Below are 21,775 nucleotides of genomic sequence, written 5' to 3' on the forward strand. Positions count from 1 at the left end.
CCGCCCGGTCGCCACCGTGCATCACAAGGATTCAAATCATGCGCGTCTTGATCTGTGCAGGTCGTCATTACGCCGACACCAAGAAGTCCCGCCAAGTGCTGGACGCTTACCACCGCCTGCGCCCGGTGCAGGTATTGATTCACGGCGGCAACCAGTTCCTCGGCAGTGACATCGAGGAATGGGCGCGGGAAATCGGCATCGACGTGGTGCGTTACCCGCCCAATTGGCAACGCCATGGCAAGCAGGCGGAACGTCAACGCAACCATTTCATGCTGACCGACAGCCGCCCCGACGTGATCATCGCCCTACCGGGCGGTGATGACACCTCGGAGCTGGTCTGCCAGGCCAAAGCCAGTGGCATTTCGGTGCTGACCGTAGAAAGCTGAATTCAAGCGAGGTGCATCATGCACAAAAAACACACCCCTCATCGCCCTGATGGGTTTGCCAAATATCGCGCACGTCACTATCGGGGGGCTCGTCACACGTTGTTGCTGCTACCGCCGGCCAAGCGGCGCGCACTGCAACGCAACCTGATTTTCATCGGCACAGTCTTGGGCTTTATTTTACTCATCGCGTTGTTCTCCAAGGCCCACGCAGCCGGTGGCGCTTATGTGGTCGATGACGGAGCCGTCAACGATCCGGGAGAATGCAATGTCGACGCCTGGTACACCGCCAATCGGCACCAAGGCAATATCCATAACGAAACCCTGAACCCAGCCTGCACCTTCAGCGCCTTGCCTTCGGTGCAATGGAGTGCGGCGCTGTCTCGCGCCAGTAATGCGGGGGATGCCGAGACGCAAGTCAGCCCGCAAGTGAAGGCGCAAGTGTGGTCACGGCAAGACCTGGGATTGCAGTTGGCGGTGTCCGCCACCAGCCACTTTGCACTGGATCGCCAACATGCCTTTGACGGCGCCGACCTCAACGTGCCACTGACCTGGCAACCCGTTGAAGCCCTGCGCTTGAACCTCAATGGCGGCTGGACCCACGCCTACAATGGCGGCGAGCAAAATCACCGCCTGACGTGGGGCACCGGTTTCGAATACCAGGTGGCAGAAGCACTCACGCTGATCGGTGAGCGCTACGGCCAGGAAGGTGGCGACCAGGCCTGGCAGGCCGGGCCGCGCTTTCACTTGGGCAAGCTGGTCGACGTAGACTTGGTGGTGGGGCAAAGCCTCACCGGTGATCACAATCAGTGGCTGACGACCGGCGCCACCGTGCGCTTTTAAGCTTTAGCCTGTTGCTCCAAGTGCAGTTGCAACTGCGGGTCTATTTGCAACTGCCCTGCCAGCTCATCCAGGTAATTGCGTTCCGCGTCCTGTTGATCATTGACCAGCATCACGCTGGCCAGGTAGATCTCCGAAGCCAATGCCGGGTCATGGGCATACTCGGCAAAATCCTCAGCATTCAGTGGTTTGGCGACTTCGGCGTCGAGCCACTGCTGCAACTGAGGGTCATCGGTATGACGGCCTATCTCGGCAGAGATCATCTGCTGTTCTTGTTCATCGATCTTGCCATCGGCCTTGGCTGCCGCGATCAATGCGCGCAACACGGCATGGCTATGGGCTTCGGCATCTGCCCCGTCGAGTTGGTCAACCGTTTGGATGGCCTGCTGTGGCGCAGTCGACTGCTGGCTCTGCCAAGTCTGATACGCCTGAAATGCCATCATCCCCAACGAAGCCAGCGCCGCGTAGTTCATCCCACCGGAACGCTGCGGAGCTGCATTACCTGAAGGCGCACCGCCCAGCAACCCGCCAAGCCCTCCGAGCAAACCACCCAGCCCGCCACCGGCCGGAGCACTGTTATTGCCCGTACTGTTGAGTAACCCGCCAAGCAGCCCGCCTAGCCCGCCCAACCCACCGCCGCCCGAAGCGCTGCCGTTTTGCTGCCCTGCACGTAGCAATTGTTCCAGTAGATCGCTGGTGTTCATGGTTCACCCTCCCAGGGCGCAATATTGGCGTTCAACAACCATAGTCTGCCAGTGCCGGAACACCATGACCACCGGGCGGGCACACCTTATGATGGCATCACCGTGCCGTTGGAGGGAGAAAGCAGGTGAACCGTATCGAGCACATTGCATTGATGGCGAACTACAACCAGTGGATGAACCAGAAGGTCTATGCCGCAGCCGGCCAATTGTCGGACGCTGCGTTGAGCGCGGACCGACAGGCGTTTTTCGGTTCGATCCTCGGAACTCTGAATCACCTGGCACTGGGCGATACCGTGTGGCTCAAGCGTTTTGCCCAGCACCCGGCTGGCTTTACTGCCTTGGCGCCCTTGAGCTCGATCGCCACTCCCACCGACCTGAAGCACTTGGCGTTCGCGGATATCCGTGAGCTTTCGACCCGACGTGCCTGGCTGGATCAACTGATCATCGATTGGGCCCACACCTTGCGCGAGCCCGACCTGGAGCATCGCCTGCAGTACCACAACATGCGCGGCATCGCCGCCAACAAGCCGTTCTTCAGCGTGCTGGTGCACTTTTTCAATCACCAGACCCATCACCGGGGCCAGGCCAGCACGCTGCTGACCCAAGCGGGTGTGGACGTCGGCGTTACCGACCTATTGGCATTGATTGACTGAGGTGAACTCGGCGTAAGCCTGCAACAAGCGGGGAAAATCCTGGGGTTCAGGCAATTGTGCAAAACTCTCGACGGCTGGAGTGGAAGCCCAGGGCAGTTTTTCGCAGGTCCAGGTTTCCATGAAAGGCACGTAGCGGTGGGCATTATCCAGCAGGGTGGCGCGCACATTGACGAACTCGTCGATGCCATGGGGTCGGGTAAACAGCCAGCTCATGCAATGAGGGCAGCAATAGTGACGGTCCACACCATGCAGCCCACCGATGACCGGGCAACCCTGGGTGACGGTGAAGCCACTGGCAGGAATCAAGGCACTGAGGGAAAACGCGCTGGCGGTCATTTTCTGGCAACCGCTGCAATGGCAGACCATGGTGATCACCGCAGGCAAGCTGACACTGAAGCGCACTCGGTTACAGCGGCAACTGCCTTCAAGTGGCTGGTTTTCGACGCTCATCACTCACTCCTTTTTATGATTGTGGACGCCACAGGGTAACGTGAAGCGACCTCTGATAAAACCGAATGCCGTGCACCGCTTGGAGTCGTAACGGTGAGGCGTCCACCTTGGCAGGCGTCGTAGAAAATCATCAACAAGCACCCTCATCCCTTGTAGATCACTGATCTCACAAGCTTTTTTAGCACGGCTTTTAGGCAAGAACCTTGCACCAACGAGCCAGGCTCTATATATTCCCAACCCTGCTACACCGCGCTACCGCCCGAATGGCGAAACTGGTAGACGCATGGGACTTAAAATCCCCCGCTCGTAAGGGCGTCCCGGTTCGATTCCGGGTTCGGGCACCATAGATATCAAGGGCTTGCATGATGAACTTCATGCAAGCCCTTATCTTTTCTGCTCCGTAACTTCATACCTTGCCCTGCAACTCCCCTCCCCCGGCATCCGACCGACCGAACACCAGTGTCCGACTGTTCGTGCAGGACCTCCAACGGACGGAGCCACCCATTCTCATACCCGAGCGCCACCGCATTGGGAGCAAAATTTTGCCCCTGCGGCCATAGATGCATTGCACTGCCCACAACTGGCCGGCACTAATGAATCACCACACTGCCGACAAAACCGCGCACCACCAACATTGATAGTCCGGCAACCGGGGCAAGGGGTACCCGAAACCTGCTGGCCATCGCCCCGTTCGTTATAACTTCCACCGTGCGAACCGCCATGCCCACGGTTATGGTGCCCGCCGAGCATCCGCTTTAAAAAGCTCATGTAAGTGCCTCCAAGTGAGTGTGTTTCAGGATTAAAAACCCTGAAGTAGCATCAGAGTCAAGGCGACCTTCACAACTCATTCGACAGTCCTTGCCAGCTTTCCGCTATTCGGTCGCGCAGTAGGGTCGGCCACGGCCAAGGAGTGATGAATCAGGCAAGACTTTTCTTCCGATATATCAGAATTCTCCTACTTCTTTTACGCCAAATTCATGCAATTAATCCCATGTATACAAGGAGCCAATCAGAAGGGATATCCATTGCTAGTCGTCACCAGAACACCCAATAAAAGCCTATACATCGGCGATGAAATCCAAATCAAAGTAACCAAGGTTGATCGTAACTATGTGTCTATAGGTGTTACGGCCCCCAAACATATATCGATCGTTCGATCTGAGCAGGATGTGCGGAATCCAGGCGACGAAGGCGCGAAAACCTCACATGCGCTCGACTCCGCGGGGCATGAGGAATAAAAAACCGCTTAGTAGCGGACATATGGCTCCATGCAGGTTGCGCTCGGTATCCACCGAGCCCCTCCCTTCACCGACAGTCGAGAAGCGCAGAACACGGGAGTCCGTTTACCTACGGATTCGAAAAGCCTCTCGCTGCTGTAGTCCCCCGCTGCCATCCACCACCGACGCGCCACTGGGAATGATCACCTCGATACAACGGTTGATCTAACCGGATTGCGGCGTCGTATCTTTGGCGACCGGATACTCCTCGACATTAGTACCGGCTAGCGCCTGGGAAATTTCCTACACATCCTGCGGAATCCGCACCTCTAAACCCCCTTCAAAAACTGAGAAAATTCCTACAACTCTTCTACCAGAGCAAGGAGAGTTCGGACTCCGACTGATAACACATACAACCCGTCAGCCTGAGTACAAAGCTTAAAAAGTAATGGTTAAGTGTCTGCTTTTTTTAGAGATAACCAAACTATGTACGAGAACCTACTTAATCTGAAAGGAACACCGTTATGAAGAAGAGTTTAATCGCTGCGGCGCTGTTGACTGGTTCGGCATTTACTAGCATGGCCAACGCCGCTGATGGCACCATCAACTTCACTGGCACTATTACCGACGTTGCGTGCACCGTCACTGCCGGCACGGCTACCCAGACCGTCGCTATGGGGACCGTCGCCTCCTCGGCCCTGAGTGCTGTGGGTGCTACCTCGGCACCAACTCGCTTCAACATTGTGCTGACCGCTTGCCCTGCAGCCGTCACCAGCGCCACCATCAAATTCGACGGCCCGGCCAACCCTACAAACAGCAGTCTGCTGGCTTTGACCAACGGTGCTGGCGTGGCGACCGGTGTTGGTATCGGCTTGTATCAGCAGGACGCTGTTACCCAAATCCCGGTGGGTAGCGCATCGCCAAGTCAGGCACTGTCGACCCTTACTGACACCACCTTCAACTTCATTGCCAAGTACGTTGCTACTAGCGCTGCTGTCGTGGCTGGTTCGGCAAACGCCGTCAGCGACTTCACTGTTATTTACAACTAAGTCGCACAGTCCGGGCATTAATTCATTTAATGCCCGGCATGACTGCATGATTAAACTGCCCTCTCCTTTCTGGAAAAACAGAGAATGAGTGAGCAATTCAAGGAGCACTTATCAATGCATTGGCTCAAATCCGTATGTATCGCCGGCTGTCTCTTGAGTATTGCCCAGACCTCATGGGCCGGCGTAGTGGTAGGCGGAACTCGCGTGGTCTATGACGGCTCGAAAAAAGAAGCCTCCATCTCCGTCATGAACCCGGATAAAAACGCGCCCTACCTGATTCAGTCCTGGATCGAGGATCCGTCAGTTGGCGACACGAAAAAGGCGCCCTTTATCATGACGCCGCCACTGTTTCGCCTCGATGCCGGGCAGGAAAACGTGCTGCGCATCATCCGTACCGGTGGCACCTTTCCAGAAAACAAGGAATCCGTATTCTGGGTAAATATCAAGTCGATTCCATCTTCGGAAAAGTCCGACGAAAACCAACTGCAGATAGCGGTTAAAACCCGTATCAAACTGTTCTACCGCCCAGCAGGTTTGCCAGGTTCTGCGAATGATGCTTATAAGGCCCTGAAGTTTAGCCGCTCCGGCAACCAACTACTGGTCAATAACCCAACGCCTTATCACGTTTCCTTTTATCGGGTGAGCGTGGGTAAGGAAGAGATCAAGAGCGCCGGTATGGTAGCGCCACAAAGTTCACTGACCTGGACAGTTCCGGACGGTGCAACCGGTGCCGTAAGTTGGCAGGCGATCAACGATTTCGGTGGTATTTCTGCGGATGCCAGCTCACCGCTCTGATTAAGTTCAGCGGCCCGCATCACTCCTCCTTATTTAATTAAATATCCGTCCACTGGATCAACTATCCGCGGTCAGTGGGAGTGGCTTGCTCGTCATAAAGTTGAGTGGAGTTTGTTGACATGGAAAAACATCATTTGAACCCAGGGTCACAGCTCAAAGCCGGTAGCCGTTCATATACGTTCACTTCCACTCACCTAGCAACATTGATAGCGGCCCAGTTCGTGTTGGGAATGACTTTGCAACCCGCCTCGGTATTGGCGGCGGACTACTTCAACCCTCATGCATTGGAAGTAGACACTCCCGGCCAGCAGTCTATTGACCTCGAGCACTTTTCCAGTCAGGGCGGGCAGCTTCCCGGTGCCTACCGGGTTGATATTTTCCTGAACGGCACTCGAGTCGACAATCGCGATGTCAACTTTGTAAATGTCGAGGGCACGTTGCAGCCCGAGTTGACGCCAGATCAACTGAAAGATATTGGCGTCAAACTCGAAGCCTTCCCGACACTGCAGCAGTTGCCAGCCACGCAAACCATCACCAAGCTTCAGGACTACATTCCGGACGCCAGCAGTCGGCTTAACTTCGGTGAACAGCGCCTGGACCTCAGTATTCCGCAAGCGGCGCTCACCAGCGAAGCCCGTGGTTACGTAGACCCCAGTACCTGGGACCAAGGACTGACGGCTGGCCTGCTGAACTACAACTTCAGCGGCGCCAGTACTTCACGCGACAACCGCTCGGGAACCGATGACAGCTATTACCTGAACCTGCGCAGTGGGTTGAACCTGGGGGCATGGCGGCTGCGCAACTACTCCACCTACAACAACCAAAGTAACGGTAAAAGCAGTTGGGACAACGTCAACAGCTATGCCCAGCGAGACATTCACGCGCTAAAGGGTCAGTTGACCCTGGGTGACAGTTCGACCCCCAGCGATGTGTTCACCAGTGTCCAGTACCGAGGGGCGCAGCTGGCTTCGGACGACAACATGTTTCCCGATAGCCTGAAAGGCTTTGCACCCGTGGTACGCGGTATTGCCCAGAGCAACGCCCAGGTCACCGTGCGCCAGAATGGCTACATCATCTATCAGACCTATGTGCCAGCCGGTGCCTTCACCATTTCCGACCTGTACCCCACTTCGTCCAGTGGTGACATGGAAGTCACCATTACCGAAGCCGACGGCACTGAGCGACGCTCCCTTCAGCCGTTCTCCGCCGTGCCCGTCATGCTGCGTGAAGGGCGTCTGAAGTATTCGGTGACCGCGGGTCAGTACCGCTCAACCGCCAGTGAGAGCAGTAAGCCGACCTTCGCACAAGGCACTCTGATCTACGGTATGCCTCACGACTCGACGCTGTACGGTGGCTTGCTGGCGTCCGGAAAATATTCTGCCGCCAGCCTGGGTATTGGCCATGGATTTGGTGACTGGGGCTCACTGTCCACCGATGTGACCCAGGCCAAGACCGAATTGCGCGACGGCTCCCGTCATAACGGACAGTCGTATCGCATTCAATACGCCAAGGACATCGCGGCCTCCGGCACCACCTTCACTCTGGCCGGTTACCGTTACTCCACCAGCGGCTACTACGACTTTCAGGAGGCCAATGAAATCGACCCCGGCAACTTCAACGACTGGCGCCGCACCTATAACAAACGCAGCAAGGCGCAGATCAATATCAACCAGTCGCTGGGCGACTACGGCAACTTCTATATCAACGGTTATCAGCAGGACTTCTGGCGACAAAAGGGTTACGAGCGCAGCGTAAGCGCCGGTTACAACCTGAGTCATAACGGTGTCAGCTACGGCGTGGACTACACCTACACCCAGGCGCCAGTCAATGGGGGTCGCAACAGCAAGGATCAACAACTGTCCTTCAACGTACAGGTACCGCTGGAGAAAGTGCTGCCGAACAGCTGGGCTCGCTACAACCTCAACACCAGCAAAAAGGGCAATACCACCCAGGATGTGGGCCTGAGCGGTACCGCCCTGGCGGACAACAACCTGAACTACAACGTACAGCAGGGCTATGCCAACCAGGGTATCGGCGCCAGCGGCAGTGCCAACGCCAGCTACAAGGGCGCTTATGGCGAAGCACGGGCCGGCTACAATTACGACAAGAGTTCGCAGCAGGTGAACTATGGGGCACAGGGCGGGATCGTGGCCCACCCCTACGGCGTGACCTTCTCCCAGGAGCAAGGCGAGACCATCGCCCTGGTCCGCGCACCCGGTGCGGCAGATGTGAAGGTGCAAAACAACACTGGGGTACGCACGGACTCGCGCGGTTACGCGGTGGTGCCCTACGTCAGTACCTATCGCAAGAACCGTGTCGCACTGGACAGCGAGACGCTGCCGGAGGATGTGGACATCGATACCAACACCCTGACGGTTATTCCTACCAACGGCGCAGTGGTGCTGGCCAACTTCAAGACCCGTATGGGCAGCCGCGTGCTGATGACGCTGACACACTTGGGCAAACCGGTGCCGTTTGGCGCAACTGCCTCACTGGTGCAAGGGGACGATGCCATGGACAACAGCGGCATCGTCGGCTCGGATGGCCAGGTGTACCTGAGTGGTGTGCCGGAAAAAGGCCAGTTGAATGTCAAGTGGGGCGATGCGGCTAATCAACAGTGCTCGGTGAAATTCAACTTGCCAGCCGCTGACACAACATCATCGGTGCAGACATTTAATACTCTCTGCCAATAGCTCATTGGGCTAAATAAATATCAGGTATGCACGATATGAACATATTCAAGAAAACACTTCTGGCAGTGCTCGCACTTGGAGGGGCTTCCGTCACCATTTCAGCGTATGCCGATTGCACCTTTGCTTCCGGTTACTCTGCCAACACGCAAGAGGCGATTAACTTCGGTACCGTGACGGTTCCACCTTCCACCCCCGTTGGCACGGTGGTAGCTTCGAAAACGTCAACACTAATTGGCAGCCGTGGTTATTTTATTACAGGGTGCACAACGTTCAACCAACATGATTGGCGCTCGCCAGGATTACCAGCGGTTTCCTACGGTGGTCAGACTCTTTATCAATCAGGTGTGCCCGGCTATGCCATTCGAATCGTCACTCCGGGAGCTGGTTCAACAGCTGGTCGGTTTGGTAGCGGGCCATTTGATCGAATATTAACTAATAGCGCATGCAGAGGGACTGCGGACTATTGCGGTGGGTCATGGGGGAATGTGACATTTGAGCTAGTTAAAATAGCCTCCGACGCCGGTTCTGGGCAACTATCGGCGGGGACACTTGTCAGAGCCAGTATCCGTGGCTGGCAGTTTCTTTATACGGCCAATCTGACGGCATCTAGGATTGTTGACTCCGGATGCACCGTTACCAATAAAAACATCAATATCCCCATGGGGAATGTAAAACGCAGCACTTTCACAGGTGTAGGCACCAGAGGGTTACCGACTCAAGTCTTAATTACACTTGACTGCAATATTGGTACGCAGATCAATTTCAGGATGGATGCGACCGCTGACAGTTCTGGAATACCAGGAGTAATGGCCATCGACACACCCACCACTGGCACTGCTGCCAGCGGGGTGGGAATAATATTGACATATAATGGGGCAGTCGTAGAGTTAGGTACGAATATTTCAAGGGGAACAGCTGGCAATGATGGAGTATCTTGGATTATTCTTTTTGCACAATATTATCAAACGGCTCCGAGGGTCACTGCTGGCACGGCTAATGCCACGGCGACCTTCACCATGACCTACAACTGACTTGACGCCCTTATTTATGACCTTCATTGTTACGTGTGCGCCAACAAGTTTGGCGTACATTTTTTTCTGACATATGCTTTTCATAGAGGTTTATAGCCCCCACACAACTTGACCTCATGGTTCACACTACTACCCCTAGCTTTCTAGCCCCCTTAACGCCTAACGCAGTGCTGCGCCCCCCCAGCTACAGCACCATGATGGATGCCTGTATACACACCAGAGCCTTTGACCTGAGCGATCCCCTGTGCTTAATTGACCATCGTCGCGTCAAAAAATCAATCCAAGCAATCACGTGAAGGAACACACATGAAAAAAATTGCCCTTGTCATTCTTCTGGTCGTCATGTCGCCAATTTGCTTTTCAAAAACCAATGACGAGGCAGGTGAGCATAAATCAATACAACACTCAAACTCAAACTCCAACTCCGAACATTTTGATTTGGCGAAACTTACATTCAAAGAAAATATAAAATCCATTTACGTGGAAGCTGGCGCCAATGCAGTTTCGTCGGATGAGAAGACATTATGGGGATATGAGAGAACAGAAAGCGTCTCACCCCAATTTCTGATCTATAGTGATCTAGCCCTCTCTGGCGAATCTGACAACATGAAAAACAAGGTGATTTTTCATTACTCTGAAGAAGGAGAAATTCTGACGATGTATGAATTGAGAATCTACTCGCCGTCACAGAACAACCATTTGCTTGAGGCCATCCAGAAAAAAATGGGGCCGCCGCTCATTACAAAACTGAGCACTGATTTTGAAAGCGGCATAAAGTTTAAACAAGCTGTATGGGCACAAGGACCTATTATCTATCTTCTTCTACAGGAGCTGGACAAGGCTGGCGTCAAAACATCAAACCTGGCTGTGTTTGATAACAGCAATAAGGATTTCTATAAGCTGTTGGGTCAAAAGGGTTATGCCATTGATCCCTCAGCACTTATTGAAGAGGCATTGAAGCAGCGCTAACGACTTCTAACATACCGAGTCATCGGCCAACTGCAACCACTCAAGCAACTCCATTTCCAAACTACCCGACTTAAGCATCGCGGGAGACAGCAGGCAATAACGCGAGCCGTCCTCGACAAACCCCAAGGGCGCCACCAGCACACCGCTCTGGATATCGTCGCGCACCAGATGCCAGGGGCCCATGGCTACGCCGAGGCCAGCGATCGCGGCCTGTAGGCTGAAGTAAAAGTGCTCGAACGTTTGCATCTGCGCCACTGGCGTGGGGACTGCGCTTGCGCTCGCCCATTCGTTCCAGGCTGTAGGGCGACTAGCGGTTTTCAACAACGGGGCCGAGGCGCGCAGGTACTTGCGGCGTTTGTCGAACCACTGATCGACCTTTTCCGGCCGGCACACAGGGCCGATCTTTTCAAGAAACAAGGTCTGAACGTGATAAGTGTCGGGACGCGGAAAATCGTCGCGGCGGATGGCCAGGTCGATGCCATGATCGAATGAAAACGCACCGCCCCCGGCCACCAAATGGATGTCCAACCCTTGATGACGTGCCTGAAAGTCACTCCAGCGCGGGATCAACCAGCGCATCAGCAAGGTTGGCTCACAGGACAGCACCAGCTGCCGCGCACGCCGGGCGTCGGTACGTATCTCGCGAACAGCCTGGCTCATCACCCCAAACCCTTCACTCACGGTTTTCGCCAGACGTCTTCCCGCCTCCGTTAGAAAGACCCGTCGGTTACGCCGCTCGAATAACTCCACCCCCAAGTCTTCTTCAAGCAAGCGCACCGCGCGGCTGATAGCGCCGGGCGTCAGGTGCAATTCGTCAGACGCACGAGCGAAGTTTTCAAACCGAGCCGCTGACTCAAAGCACCGTAACGCGAGCAAGGAAGGCATGCGAGCATCAGCGTTCAGTGAGTTGGAGTCACCCTTTTCTTCAGAAATCATCGTTAGTCCCGGGGAATATGATCTGTAAACATTGCTTTACCACTGAAAACAACAAGGTACAGCATGAACGAATGGATAGCAGTAATCACCCTTACCCTACTCGCCTGTGTCAGCCCTGGACCGGACTTTGCCATGGTCTCTCGCAACGGCTTGTTGTTGTCTCGGCGCGCAGGCGTGCTCACCGCGGTGGGAATCGGGATGGGGGTGTTCGTCCACGTGAGCTATACGCTGGTCGGAATGGGTTTAGTGCTGCAACAGACGCCTGGGCTGTTCAATGCCTTGAAGCTGGCCGGTGCTGCGTACCTGGTGTACCTGGGTGTCCACATGCTGCGGGCCAAGCCAATGATCGACCAACCAGGCACACCACCACCCGCCCTGTCTGATGGGGCCGCGTTACGTACCGGATTTCTCACGAACGCGCTGAACCCGAAAACATCGATTTTCATCGTCAGCCTGTTCATGGGCGTGGTGCGCCCCGACACCCCCCTGACCGTACAAATGGCCTATGGGGTGTTCATCGCCGGGGCGCACGCCGTGTGGTTCAGCCTCGTCGCGCTGTGCTTCTCCACCGGGAAGGTGCGCGAGAGGTTGATGGTCGCTCGGCACTGGATTGACCGCGCGTTTGGCGGGCTGCTGGTGGGCTTCGGGCTATTACTGGCCATCGCTCAGCATTATTGACGCCGACCCAGTGGCCCATCAGGCAAACAGCACGCTCTCACGCGCCAATGCCCATGGCGCAATCAAGCGCTGCGGGGTCTGGCAGGTTTTGCGCTTGAACACGAAGTTGCGGCACTTTTCAGCGAACTGTTGGCGGTTATGCACCATGTCCAACTCCATCTGTGCCAACTCGTGGTTACGGCAAAGCTCAATCTGCTCGACATCCCTACTGGCTTTACGAGCGCGGTGTGAGGCGTATTTTTCTTCGGTCAATGCACGCCTGGCTTCTTGCAACAACCACGGGCCGAACTCACTCGGGCAGCGTGGACCAATGTCCTGGACCATGCCCCATTGCCGGGCCTGGACGGCGCTGATCGGCAGGCATTCTTCCGTGAGCTTGTGCGCGATTTCACTGCCGACGGCGCGAGGCAGGCTGTAGGTCCAGTATTCGGAGCCATACAAGCCCATGGTCTTGTAATGCGGATTGAGCACCACGCCCGCCCGTGCGAACACGACATCGGCCGCCAACGCCAACATCACACCGCCGGCTCCGGCGCTACCGGTCAGGCCGCTGACCACCAGTTGCCGTGCTGTCAGCAATTCCTGGCAGACATCGTCGATGGCCTGGATATTGGCCCAGGCTTCCAGCCCTGGCACTTGCGCCGCCTGGATGACATTGAGGTGTACGCCATTGGAAAAGCTTCCACGCCCGCCCTTGATCAACAGCACCTGGGTGTCCCGCGCCTTGGCCCAACGCAACGCCGCGACCAGTCTCCGACACTGCTCCGTGCTCATGGCGCCGTTGTAGAACTCGAAGGTCAGCTCACCGACTTCACCCGATTCTCGATAACGAATCGGTTGATAGATCAACTCATGGGTAATCGAGCCCGCCAGCACTGGAACATCCGCCAACTGCCCGGCCAGTACATGACGTGCCGGCAGCTTGAAGGTCTCCTCCCCTGGTTGGGCTTTGCGTTTGAGCGAGCCGATCCACACGCTCTGATCGCCGGCTGCGACCAGCACTGCATCGTCCTGCACCGCGAGAATCTCGCCTGGCAGACCGCTGCGTGAATCCAGGTGCGCGTCGTACAGGTAATACTGCCCACCATGGAGGCTCGCCAGCACGCCGGGTTGGCCATCGGCGGCGTCGATGCTGCGTTTGATGAACCGGGCGCAATCATGCCAGCTGAAGGCGCGGTCTATCTGTTTCATATTTGGCTGCAAACGCCCGATGACGTTGGGCTGCGTGTAATCGAGCGGCGTGGGCACGAAACCAGCAGCGAACTTTTCCACCACATCGCGGATGCAATGGATCGCTGCATCACTGACTAAGCCGTTGTACAACTCGGACTTGCGCACATCTGCGGGCATGTCGAACTCGAACGTCGACCAGATCGGCCCCGCGTCCATTTCCTCCACCGCTTGCAGCGCCGTGACGCCCCAGCGGCTGACCTGTTGCGTGATGGCCCAGTCCAGCGCGCTGGCGCCACGGTCACCGACGATACCCGGGTGAATGATCACAATCGGTCGATCCGGGTTGCTCCACAACTGCTGGGGCACTCGGTCCTTGAGGAAGGGACAGATCACCAGATCGGCCGCCGATGCCTCAATCTGCTGGCACACCGTGGCCTCATCCGTGAATACCACCACGCTGGGGTCGTAACCCGATTGCCGCAAGTCCAACCAGGCCCGCTGGGTCAAACCATTGAACGCCGATGACAACAAGATGATCTTCATTGATCGCATGACAGACTCTTCCTTGAGAGTGCGCGGCCAGAGGCACTCATTCAGCCGTCCCTGGCCTTTTGATGGAGGCACTAGGGTAGAGGGCGAGTCAGGGCGATCACCTGACCGAGATCAATCTTGAGTCTGCAAACTGAATGTAAAAATGCACGAAAGGTCTCAAGTCTGTCGAATTATGACTTGGACGGTCTTGGGAGGCGCGACATAGGATTGCCGCCATCGGAGTTCATAACCCGCTCCCCTTACCAGGAAAATACAGATGAACCTCAAATCCCTGATCGCCAACCCGCTGGGCTTCGGCACCGCGCCACTAGGCAATATGTTCCGCAACGTACCGCAGGCCGAAGTCCAAGCCACGGTCGATGCCGCCTGGAACAATGGCGTGCGTTACTTCGACACCGCACCGTTCTACGGTGCAGGCCTTTCCGAGTCACGCCTGGGTGATGCCCTGGAGGGCCGTCCCCGTGACGAATATGTGCTGAGCAGTAAGGTCGGCCGGATCATCCTGGATGAACTGGAAGATCCAAGCAGCCGTGAGCTGGGCGAAAAGAGCGGCCTGTTCGAACACGGCAACCGCAACCGCATCGTCAATGACTACAGCGCCGACGCCACCTTGCGCTCCATCGAGGACAGCCTGAGCCGCCTGAAAACTGATCGCCTGGACATTGTCTGGATTCACGACATCGCCCAGGACTTCTACGGTGACGAGTGGCTGGAGCGCTTTGAGACCGCGCGCAAAGGCGCGTTCCGGGTGCTGACTCGCCTGCGTGAAGAAGGCGTGATCAAGGCGTGGGGCCTGGGTGTGAACCGTGTCGAGCCGATCGAATTGACCCTGGACCTGAACGAACCGCAGCCCGATGGCTTCCTGCTCGCCGGCCGGTACTCGTTGTTGGACCATGATCGCGCTCTGCAACGCGTGATGCCGCAAGCACTGGAGCAAGGCGTCGGCATTGTGGTCGGTGGCCCGTACAGCTCGGGTGTGACCGCAGGGGGTGAACACTTTGAATACCAGAAGGCGACCCAGCCAGTGCTGCACAAGCTTGAGCGCATCCGTGAAGTGGCCCGTGCCCATGGCGTCGACGTCAAGGCCGCCGCCTTGCAGTTTGCCCTGGCCCACCCGGCCGTGGTCGCGGCGATCCCCGGCTCCACACGCCCACTGCACGCCAACGAGGACCACGCCGCGCTGAGCGCGGTGATCCCTGCCGCGTTCTGGAACGACCTGCGTCAGCAAGGCTTGATCAATGCCCTGCCGCCGGTGCCGGCCGTTTAATACTGACCTGTTGTGATCCCAGGTACGCTGGTCAAGCCCGGAACACCCGAGTAAAAGGTAAGGCAATCATCAGGAGGTGCCATGCAAGATCTACGTCAGCTGCGCTATTTTGTCGCCGTCGCCGAATGCGAAAACGTTGGCCGTGCGGCGGAGCAGTTGCACATCTCTCAATCGCCCCTGAGCCGGCAAATTGCTCAACTTGAAGACCACCTGGGCCTGGCCTTGTTCGAACGACGCAACCAGCGGTTGTTCCTCACCGCCGATGGGCGCACCTTCCTGTCCGAAGCGCGCGGCCTGCTCAAGCACGCCGAGCGCTTGGAGTCCCTGGGCAAACGCCTGGGGCGCGGCGAGGAAGGTGGCCTGTGCATCGGCTACGTCAACCACGCTATCCATGCCGGCGTGCTGCCAGGCGCGGTGCGGGCGATCCGTAGCGAGCGCCCGCAGATTCATATCGCCCTCTACAACATGACCCCGCGCGAACAGTTCGAAGGCCTGCGCCAGCGCAGCCTGGACATCGCCCTGGTCTGCGAGCCCGCGCCCGACAACGACCCCGACCTGATCGCCCTGCCCGTGCTGAACGATCCCATGCTGCTGGCCATTCCGGCCGAGCATCCATTGGCAGCCAAGGCCGAACTCACCCCCGCCGACCTGCACGAGCAGGAGTGGATCATCACGGGCGGCCAACCCGACCAAATCAACAAACGCGACGATTTCATCGCCCGTTGCGCCGATGCCGGTTTCGTCCCGCGCCTGTCACTGGAGGCTACTGACCCGCTGAGCGTGCTGGGGCTGGTGTCTGCCGGGTTGGGTTTGGCCATGGTGCAGAGCAGCCTGGCCACCAGCGCAGGCCCGACGGTGGTGTTGCGTGAGCTGGACTGGTTCAGACCCTGCGTACGGCTATGGGCCGCCTGGCACAAGGTTGACCTGCGCCCGATCGTGAGTGTGTTCCGCGAGCAGGTACTGGCGCTGGCCGAGCCGGCTCACCCAGCCTGAATCAGGTAGCGGCCACCGAGTTACGCAGCTCAAACGTGGCGCGTTCGATTTTATAAAAGAAGTTCTCCTGGGTGCCGACGGCCAGCTGTTTGATCGACGTGTGGGAGAACGTCCCGCCGATTTTCTCCATGGCCCGCTGCGAACGGACATTTTGCCCCGCAATATGAAACCAGACGGTGTCGACCCACTGGAAGGCATGCGTGAGCATCAGGCGCTTGAGCTCGCCATTCACCCCACCGCCCCATTTCTCCCGCGCCAAGAACGTATACCCAATCGCCACCTCACGGGTTTGCTCGTTGAATTCGTAATAACGAGAACTGCCGACAACCTGGTGACTGGCGCGGTCGATAACGACCAGCACGCTTTCGGACTTCATGGCCTCATCAAACCATTGGCGAAAGACCGCCTCCTGATAACGCGTCGGGCTCGGGTGCTGGGCCCAGATCAATGGGTCGGATGCGACTAGGTATAGCGCGTCGAAATCCTCGGCTTGCAGCGGGCGTAGCTCAATGAGCTCACCCACGATTGACGCAGAGAGGGGCAGAGATTGCATCCATGTTCTCCAAACGTTCGCAAAGGTTTGTAAGTTGCACTTGATCGATTTACAGCGCAAGAACCGGAGTTTATGCAACGCCCCCGCTTTCTACACTGGCTCAAACGCGAACCCATCGCTTGATTGACTGAGCCCGCCATGAACCCCATCACTTGCGACATCGAATGCCTTGATTGGCACCGGATTCACCTGCAACTCAGTCAGGAAGGCTTTGCCGTGCTTCGGGATTTTCTTGGCGGTGATGAGTTTGACGAGCGTGCTGTGCGCAAGCAGCTCCCAGACTGGATGAACGACCTTAAACGCGGCTTTTATCCTCCGTTGGCGCAGCTTGCCAACCAATGGCATGCAATACGTCAGCTGACCTACCGCTTCCCGCCGCAACTAGCGGAGTTTGAGGCACATTGTTTGGCTGTCGGGCAGCAGCACGAGCTTTCCCATCTGACGTGCTTGCGTGAGGCGCAATACCTGTCGCTTGGGCAGGATGCCGACGGCGAATACATCTTTCCATTCCAGTTGGTCGCCGTATTGTCCTGCGTCGGCAAGGACTTCACCGGCGGTGAATTTGTCCTCACGGAACAGCGCCCAAGAATGCAATCGCGTCCTATGGTGGTGCCACTGCGTCGGGGCGATCTGGCAATCATCACCACGGCTCAACGCCCGTTCAAAGGCAACAAGGGTTACTACCAGGTCAATATGAAGCACGCCATCAGCCGGGTAAAAAGCGGCGAACGCCTTGGGTTTTCCCTGGGGTTTCATTTCGCTCCAGCGCCACGCCATGACCGAACCGCGTGAGTGGACGCTGCTGGGCAGCGCTGGCAAACCCTGCCTGAGCCGGCAGCCCGGAACGCTGGGGGGGCATCGGCGCGGCAAACGCTATGGAAAGCTCGACTGCCCCGCCGCATTGAGGGCTATTGCCCGCGGAGGCTATGTGAAGGACCGCGTATTTTTTCTCGACGAAGCCAGTGCCATCGCGGCCGGTTATCGCCCCTGCGCCATCTGCATGCCTGTCGAATATCGCCAATGGAAACTTCAGGAGCTCTGATGACCACTCAAACCGACTTGCAGAATATCGACTGGTCCGCCGTCGAAACAGCCTTGATGAACGACGGGTTTGCCCTGCTTGCGCCTTTGATCACTCGACAAAACTGCGAGCAGTTAGCAGCGCTCTATGCCGATGACACTCACTTTCGCAGCCGTATCATCATGGAGCGCTACGCCTTCGGCCGGGGGGAATACCAATATTTCAAATATCCCCTGCCGCCCCTCGTCGAAGACTTGCGAACTCGCCTGTACAGCCACCTTGCACCCATCGCCAACCGCTGGCACTCGGCGTTGAAAGTCGGCCAGCGGTTTCCCGAGACCCATACAGCGTTCAAAGCGGCCTGTCATCAGGCAGGCCAGTGCCGCCCCACGCCGTTGATGTTGCGTTACCGTGAAAACGACTACACCTGTCTGCATCAAGACCTGTATGGCGAGCAGGTGTTTCCGTTTCAGGTGGTGTTCCTGCTGGATCAGCCAGGCGTGGATTTCGACGGCGGCGAATTCATTCTTGCCCAAACCGCCTCCAACAAGCCGGGCCAGGTGGAGGTCGTCACGATCGGCCAGGGCCAGGCGGTGATTTTTGCGGTGAACAGTCGCCCGACGCAGTCGGCACGAGGGTATTACCGAATGACGGTACGTCATGGGGTAAGCCGCCTTCATCGCGGTGAACGCAGAACCCTCGGTATCATTTTCCACGATGCCCAATGACCGCCTTCAGCGGGCGACAGGCTTCAAGTGCTTGATCCATTCAATCGCGTCCTCAACCGACTGGCCTGCACCACCGGGCGAGACGTTGTGACCCAACTCGGGGTACAGCCGGTATTCGAATGGCTTGCCGTTAGCCTTCATGGCATCCAGCTGTTCCATCGCCACGAATGCCGGCGTTTGCAGATCCTTGCCGCCCAACAACCACAGTCCGGGGATTGAAACCTTGGCCAGTGAGACTCGCGGGTCGGTGTCAGTGAACTCATAGCGATCAGGGTCTTCAGCGATGTGCCGGCGAACCTCGGCTTCGCTGTGCTGGCTCCAGAAATCCGCCTTGCCCTGGGTCAAAAACTGAAAGCGCAATTGCTCACGCGTCGTGAGCAGTGGTCCGCTGAACAACACCATGAAGTTCACCGCGCGATTGTGCTCGGCGGCGATGGGAATGATCCAGCCGGCCTGGCTGAACCCCACCAGTCCAAGCGGCACCCTGGCGGCTGCCAGCTGGGTTGATAAGGCGGTGACGGCTGCGTTCGCATCCCCCGCCAAGGTGTCCAGATTGGTCGCATCGAGGTTGTTGGTGCCGACCTCTGGCCCGGCGTAAACACCGCCCGACTGGCCGACGCCGCGCTTATCGTAGGTCAGCACCGCGATACCGCGTCCCGCCAATAGCGTCGCGACCTTCATCATGCGTTTTTCCTGACCGGAGCCATGCACGAGCACGACACCAGCCACCGGGTGTTCGGGCAGCAAAGCCGTGCCGGACAGCGTGATGCCAGCGTTGGAGAAATGCACCTCCTGGGTGGTGAAGCCCGCAGGTTCAGCCAGGGCCAACGCAGGCAACAACCCACACAGGCCCAGCAACAAAACAATGGAGCGACGCATGATTCAATCCTGAGCAAAGCACATCCGAGTGCGGATGCCGGAGTCTGACAGTGCCCCGTTGCCATCTCATGACTGCTTCTAAAGCATCGGTGAATGGTTCACCACCCGCAGCGCCAGGCCTTCATAGGCATCCAGCGTGATGGTGAACGCCCCCTCGGCCGTCAGGTCACCTTCGACTCGCTCATTGATGATATCCACCACAGGCCCAGGCCCGATGTTGGGCAGATGCAACGTCTCGGTAAGGGGTGTGGCGCTGAAGTTGAGCGCCGTGATCTGCGTGCCCTTCCCGGCTGGCAGTTCGTGGACCATCACCAACAAGCCTGGATGCTCGACGTCTGGCACCTGGATCTGGCGGCTGGCCGCGATGTCGTAGGCGCGGCGCACCGCGAGGATTTTTTGCAGTTGCGACGCAAACGATTCCGGGTCCTGCAACTGCTCATTGAGGTTGCCGTACAAGGTTCGCGAGCGCGCCATCTGCCCCGCCGACCGCTCGGCATCCGGGTTCAGGTCCACCAGGTCATAGGCGCCGCGATGAATCCAACGGGTGTCGCCGTCCGTCATCAAATGCGCCACCTCCTCGGCCGCCAACGGCAACGCGCCCACCAGGTCCCAGCCGGACAAGGCAAACACTCCGGGCTGCATCGCGTTGTACATCACCAGCAGTAAATGCACCTGACGGATCTGGCGAATATCCGCAGGCGTGATTGCCTCTAGGTCACGAATACCCAGTGCAGCCGTAATGATGCTCGCCGTGGTACAGGACACACCATTGGTCACGAACTTGAGGTTATACGGCGCCTGCTCACCGGCGAGGCGCTCGTACATCTGCTCTCGGATGTGTTCGCGCAGGATGTTGCCTGGGAAGGTCTGGCCTTGGTAGAGATAACTGTCGTGGGCATGCAGGGTCCAGAAATGCACCAGTTCCAGGGTCAGTTCATCGTGGTTCTGTAACGCATGGATCAGCGAGCCGGGGTCGATGCCCTGGCTGTGCATTTCGCGCAGCATCAGCCGCAGAAACTCCGTGTCGCCCATCAGCAGCGCATGCTGGTAGGCCGGACGAGTGATGAAGTCATAGGACAGATCTGCACCGCCGTGAGACATGGCGGCGATATCGTCCACGGTCAGGTTCAACTCCTGGAAACTGAAGCCACCGGCCTTGCGAATCGAACCGCCCAACAACTGGTTGCCGGTGATCGACAGCGGGTGGCTTTCCGACCAGGCCGTGCCATCCAGCTTGCGTTCCACGCCCAGGAAGCCATTGGCGTCCAGACGCAGGACCTTGGCACCCATCACATCGATAGCATGCAAGGCGTCGCCGATGATCATCTGTTGCGCGGCGAACGAAGGATCGAGCCAGTTCAGTGACGGCTGCCCTTCCTTGAAGTAATGCAGGTACACCCAGCGCCGCGGCTTGCCGTCCACACCCAACACCACGGGCGTTGCGCTCCAGTCGGTTTCCTTGACGCCCGGTTCGAAGAAGATCACCCGCTGCAATTGACCGACGATGTAATGCTTGTCACGCAGCGCGTCCACCTGCGCCGGGCTGAGGTTCTGCGCATCGCGCCCCTCGGCAACGTCAGGTAGCAAGGGCCAGTCTTCCTCGCGGATTTCCACCATGTGGTAAAGGCCGGGATAGTCTTCGTAGGCCATCTCGGCCAAGCGAAAATCCGCGCCCTTGCCGGTGTGGGATGGGATGACGTCATCGATGATCACCGCATTGTGTGCCGCCGCCATGCGCGTCAACGCCTGTAACTGCGCCTCGGTGCCCAGTTGCGGATCGATCTCGAAGCTGATCCGGTCGAAATTGCCGTCGATGGTCGGCGTGTATTCGCGGCCCGACAGACCACCGGATTTTTTCAGCGGGCCGTTGTGAATACCCTGGATGCCGATCTTCGACAGGGCATGCCACAGCGTCTCGTCCCCCAGCGCCTCCAGCACCGTGCCATTCTCACGGGTCACGATCGAAGCCGGATAAGCGGTGAACCACACCGACGACAACGCGCAAGCATCACGGGGCCGCGTCTGCGCGTACGGCTGCTGCCACAAGCGCCCCTGCCCCGAATAGAGCCTGGCCCGCTGGCGCGCCGCGTGCAGCATCGATTGTCCAACCAGCCAGTTCACATGATCGTTGTCCGTCGCCGTCATAAGCCTGATACCTGTGTGGTGAAAAGGGCCTTGGTAAGCATAGGAGGGTCGACAGCAGCCATTCGT

At 57.6% G+C, this 21,775-nt stretch carries 23 protein-coding genes and 1 tRNA gene; 16 read left to right on the top strand and 8 right to left on the bottom strand.

Annotated elements, in window-relative coordinates; all coding sequences use genetic code 11:
• Positions 1-38: 38 nt before the first annotated feature.
• Both AC07V4_RS24795 and AC07V4_RS24800 read left to right on the top strand, forming a co-directional pair.
• Positions 39-386 carry a DUF2493 domain-containing protein gene (locus tag AC07V4_RS24795; protein ID WP_176996002.1) on the top strand — a complete coding sequence of 116 codons (348 nt, stop codon included), beginning with the start codon at positions 39-41 and terminating at the stop codon, positions 384-386.
• A gap of 18 nt (positions 387-404) precedes the next feature.
• Positions 405-1,226 carry a PA4824 family protein gene (locus AC07V4_RS24800; RefSeq protein WP_492638419.1) on the top strand — a complete coding sequence of 274 codons (822 nt, stop codon included), beginning with the start codon at positions 405-407 and terminating at the stop codon, positions 1,224-1,226.
• Here the strand turns inward: AC07V4_RS24800 and AC07V4_RS24805 are convergent.
• Entirely contained in the window at positions 1,223-1,927 is a 705-nt protein-coding gene (locus tag AC07V4_RS24805; RefSeq protein ID WP_492638418.1) for a tellurite resistance TerB family protein, read from the bottom strand. The genes AC07V4_RS24800 and AC07V4_RS24805 overlap by 4 nt on opposite strands.
• A gap of 125 nt (positions 1,928-2,052) precedes the next feature.
• On the opposite strand from AC07V4_RS24805, the gene AC07V4_RS24810 reads away from it, so the two are divergent.
• On the top strand, positions 2,053-2,580 hold the full coding sequence (locus tag AC07V4_RS24810; RefSeq protein WP_492638417.1) for a DinB family protein: 528 nt from the start codon (positions 2,053-2,055) through the stop codon (positions 2,578-2,580).
• Here AC07V4_RS24810 and AC07V4_RS24815 read toward each other — a convergent pair.
• The gene (locus AC07V4_RS24815) at positions 2,560-3,030 is read right to left on the bottom strand and encodes a GFA family protein (RefSeq protein WP_492638416.1); all 471 of its coding nucleotides are present in this window, start codon (positions 3,028-3,030) and stop codon (positions 2,560-2,562) included. The two genes, AC07V4_RS24810 and AC07V4_RS24815, sit on opposite strands and share 21 nt — an antisense overlap.
• Before the next feature lie 257 nt (positions 3,031-3,287).
• Between AC07V4_RS24815 and AC07V4_RS24820 the strand changes: the two genes are divergently transcribed.
• Positions 3,288-3,374: transfer RNA gene (locus AC07V4_RS24820), tRNA-Leu, on the top strand.
• A 163-nt stretch (positions 3,375-3,537) separates the two neighbouring features.
• On the opposite strand, the gene AC07V4_RS24825 is transcribed toward AC07V4_RS24820, so the two are convergent.
• Positions 3,538-3,798 carry a double zinc ribbon domain-containing protein gene (locus AC07V4_RS24825; protein WP_493075119.1) on the bottom strand — a complete coding sequence of 87 codons (261 nt, stop codon included), beginning with the start codon at positions 3,796-3,798 and terminating at the stop codon, positions 3,538-3,540.
• A gap of 209 nt (positions 3,799-4,007) precedes the next feature.
• On the opposite strand from AC07V4_RS24825, the gene AC07V4_RS24830 reads away from it, so the two are divergent.
• The 6 genes from AC07V4_RS24830 to AC07V4_RS24855 all read left to right on the top strand — a co-directional run bounded on the left by AC07V4_RS24830 (position 4,008) and on the right by AC07V4_RS24855 (position 10,784).
• Positions 4,008-4,268, top strand: a complete 261-nt coding sequence (locus AC07V4_RS24830) for a carbon storage regulator (protein ID WP_492638415.1) — start codon at positions 4,008-4,010, stop codon at positions 4,266-4,268.
• A gap of 503 nt (positions 4,269-4,771) precedes the next feature.
• Positions 4,772-5,296: a fimbrial protein gene (locus AC07V4_RS24835; protein WP_492638414.1), complete on the top strand. Its 525-nt coding sequence runs from the start codon at positions 4,772-4,774 to the stop codon at positions 5,294-5,296.
• Positions 5,297-5,380: 84 nt separating this feature from the next.
• On the top strand, positions 5,381-6,091 hold the full coding sequence (locus AC07V4_RS24840; RefSeq protein ID WP_492638413.1) for a fimbrial biogenesis chaperone: 711 nt from the start codon (positions 5,381-5,383) through the stop codon (positions 6,089-6,091).
• Positions 6,092-6,321: 230 nt separating this feature from the next.
• Positions 6,322-8,784, top strand: coding sequence for a fimbria/pilus outer membrane usher protein (locus tag AC07V4_RS24845; RefSeq protein ID WP_492638412.1), 2,463 nt, complete (start codon positions 6,322-6,324; stop codon positions 8,782-8,784).
• A 35-nt stretch (positions 8,785-8,819) separates the two neighbouring features.
• The gene (locus AC07V4_RS24850) at positions 8,820-9,815 is read left to right on the top strand and encodes a fimbrial protein (protein ID WP_492638411.1); all 996 of its coding nucleotides are present in this window, start codon (positions 8,820-8,822) and stop codon (positions 9,813-9,815) included.
• Positions 9,816-10,121: 306 nt separating this feature from the next.
• On the top strand, positions 10,122-10,784 hold the full coding sequence (locus AC07V4_RS24855) for a hypothetical protein (protein WP_492638410.1): 663 nt from the start codon (positions 10,122-10,124) through the stop codon (positions 10,782-10,784).
• A 6-nt stretch (positions 10,785-10,790) separates the two neighbouring features.
• Here AC07V4_RS24855 and AC07V4_RS24860 read toward each other — a convergent pair whose 3' ends face one another.
• Positions 10,791-11,720, bottom strand: a complete 930-nt coding sequence (locus tag AC07V4_RS24860; protein WP_492638409.1) for a LysR family transcriptional regulator — start codon at positions 11,718-11,720, stop codon at positions 10,791-10,793.
• Between the two features lie 63 nt (positions 11,721-11,783).
• Between AC07V4_RS24860 and AC07V4_RS24865 the strand changes: the two genes are divergently transcribed.
• Positions 11,784-12,398, top strand: a complete 615-nt coding sequence (locus AC07V4_RS24865) for a LysE family translocator (RefSeq protein ID WP_492638408.1) — start codon at positions 11,784-11,786, stop codon at positions 12,396-12,398.
• An 18-nt stretch (positions 12,399-12,416) separates the two neighbouring features.
• Here AC07V4_RS24865 and AC07V4_RS24870 read toward each other — a convergent pair whose 3' ends face one another.
• Positions 12,417-14,123: a hydrogenase maturation protein gene (locus AC07V4_RS24870; protein WP_492638407.1), complete on the bottom strand. Its 1,707-nt coding sequence runs from the start codon at positions 14,121-14,123 to the stop codon at positions 12,417-12,419.
• Positions 14,124-14,379: 256 nt separating this feature from the next.
• Between AC07V4_RS24870 and AC07V4_RS24875 the strand changes: the two genes are divergently transcribed.
• Both AC07V4_RS24875 and AC07V4_RS24880 read left to right on the top strand, forming a co-directional pair.
• Positions 14,380-15,390, top strand: a complete 1,011-nt coding sequence (locus tag AC07V4_RS24875; protein WP_492638406.1) for an aldo/keto reductase — start codon at positions 14,380-14,382, stop codon at positions 15,388-15,390.
• Between the two features lie 81 nt (positions 15,391-15,471).
• Positions 15,472-16,383, top strand: a complete 912-nt coding sequence (locus tag AC07V4_RS24880) for a LysR family transcriptional regulator (RefSeq protein ID WP_492638405.1) — start codon at positions 15,472-15,474, stop codon at positions 16,381-16,383.
• A 1-nt stretch (position 16,384) separates the two neighbouring features.
• Here AC07V4_RS24880 and AC07V4_RS24885 read toward each other — a convergent pair whose 3' ends face one another.
• On the bottom strand, positions 16,385-16,936 hold the full coding sequence (locus tag AC07V4_RS24885; RefSeq protein WP_492638404.1) for a GNAT family N-acetyltransferase: 552 nt from the start codon (positions 16,934-16,936) through the stop codon (positions 16,385-16,387).
• A 138-nt stretch (positions 16,937-17,074) separates the two neighbouring features.
• Between AC07V4_RS24885 and AC07V4_RS24890 the strand changes: the two genes are divergently transcribed.
• The 3 genes from AC07V4_RS24890 to AC07V4_RS24900 are packed head-to-tail and all read left to right on the top strand — an operon-like array spanning position 17,075 to position 18,685.
• Positions 17,075-17,728, top strand: coding sequence for a 2OG-Fe(II) oxygenase (locus AC07V4_RS24890; protein ID WP_492638403.1), 654 nt, complete (start codon positions 17,075-17,077; stop codon positions 17,726-17,728).
• Entirely contained in the window at positions 17,712-17,978 is a 267-nt protein-coding gene (locus AC07V4_RS24895; RefSeq protein ID WP_492638402.1) for an Ada metal-binding domain-containing protein, read from the top strand. Before AC07V4_RS24890 ends, AC07V4_RS24895 begins: the two co-directional genes overlap by 17 nt.
• The gene (locus AC07V4_RS24900) at positions 17,978-18,685 is read left to right on the top strand and encodes a 2OG-Fe(II) oxygenase (RefSeq protein WP_492638401.1); all 708 of its coding nucleotides are present in this window, start codon (positions 17,978-17,980) and stop codon (positions 18,683-18,685) included. The genes AC07V4_RS24895 and AC07V4_RS24900 overlap by 1 nt, the downstream gene beginning before the upstream one ends.
• A 6-nt stretch (positions 18,686-18,691) precedes the next feature.
• On the opposite strand, the gene AC07V4_RS24905 is transcribed toward AC07V4_RS24900, so the two are convergent.
• On the bottom strand, positions 18,692-19,564 hold the full coding sequence (locus AC07V4_RS24905; protein WP_492638400.1) for an alpha/beta hydrolase family protein: 873 nt from the start codon (positions 19,562-19,564) through the stop codon (positions 18,692-18,694).
• A gap of 78 nt (positions 19,565-19,642) precedes the next feature.
• A complete protein-coding gene (treS, locus tag AC07V4_RS24910; RefSeq protein ID WP_492638399.1) occupies positions 19,643-21,709 on the bottom strand; it encodes a maltose alpha-D-glucosyltransferase in 2,067 nt (688 codons plus the stop codon).
• Positions 21,710-21,775: the final 66 nt, after the last annotated feature.

The sequence above is a fragment of the Pseudomonas sp. GW821-FHT03A09 genome, assembly GCF_059421065.1.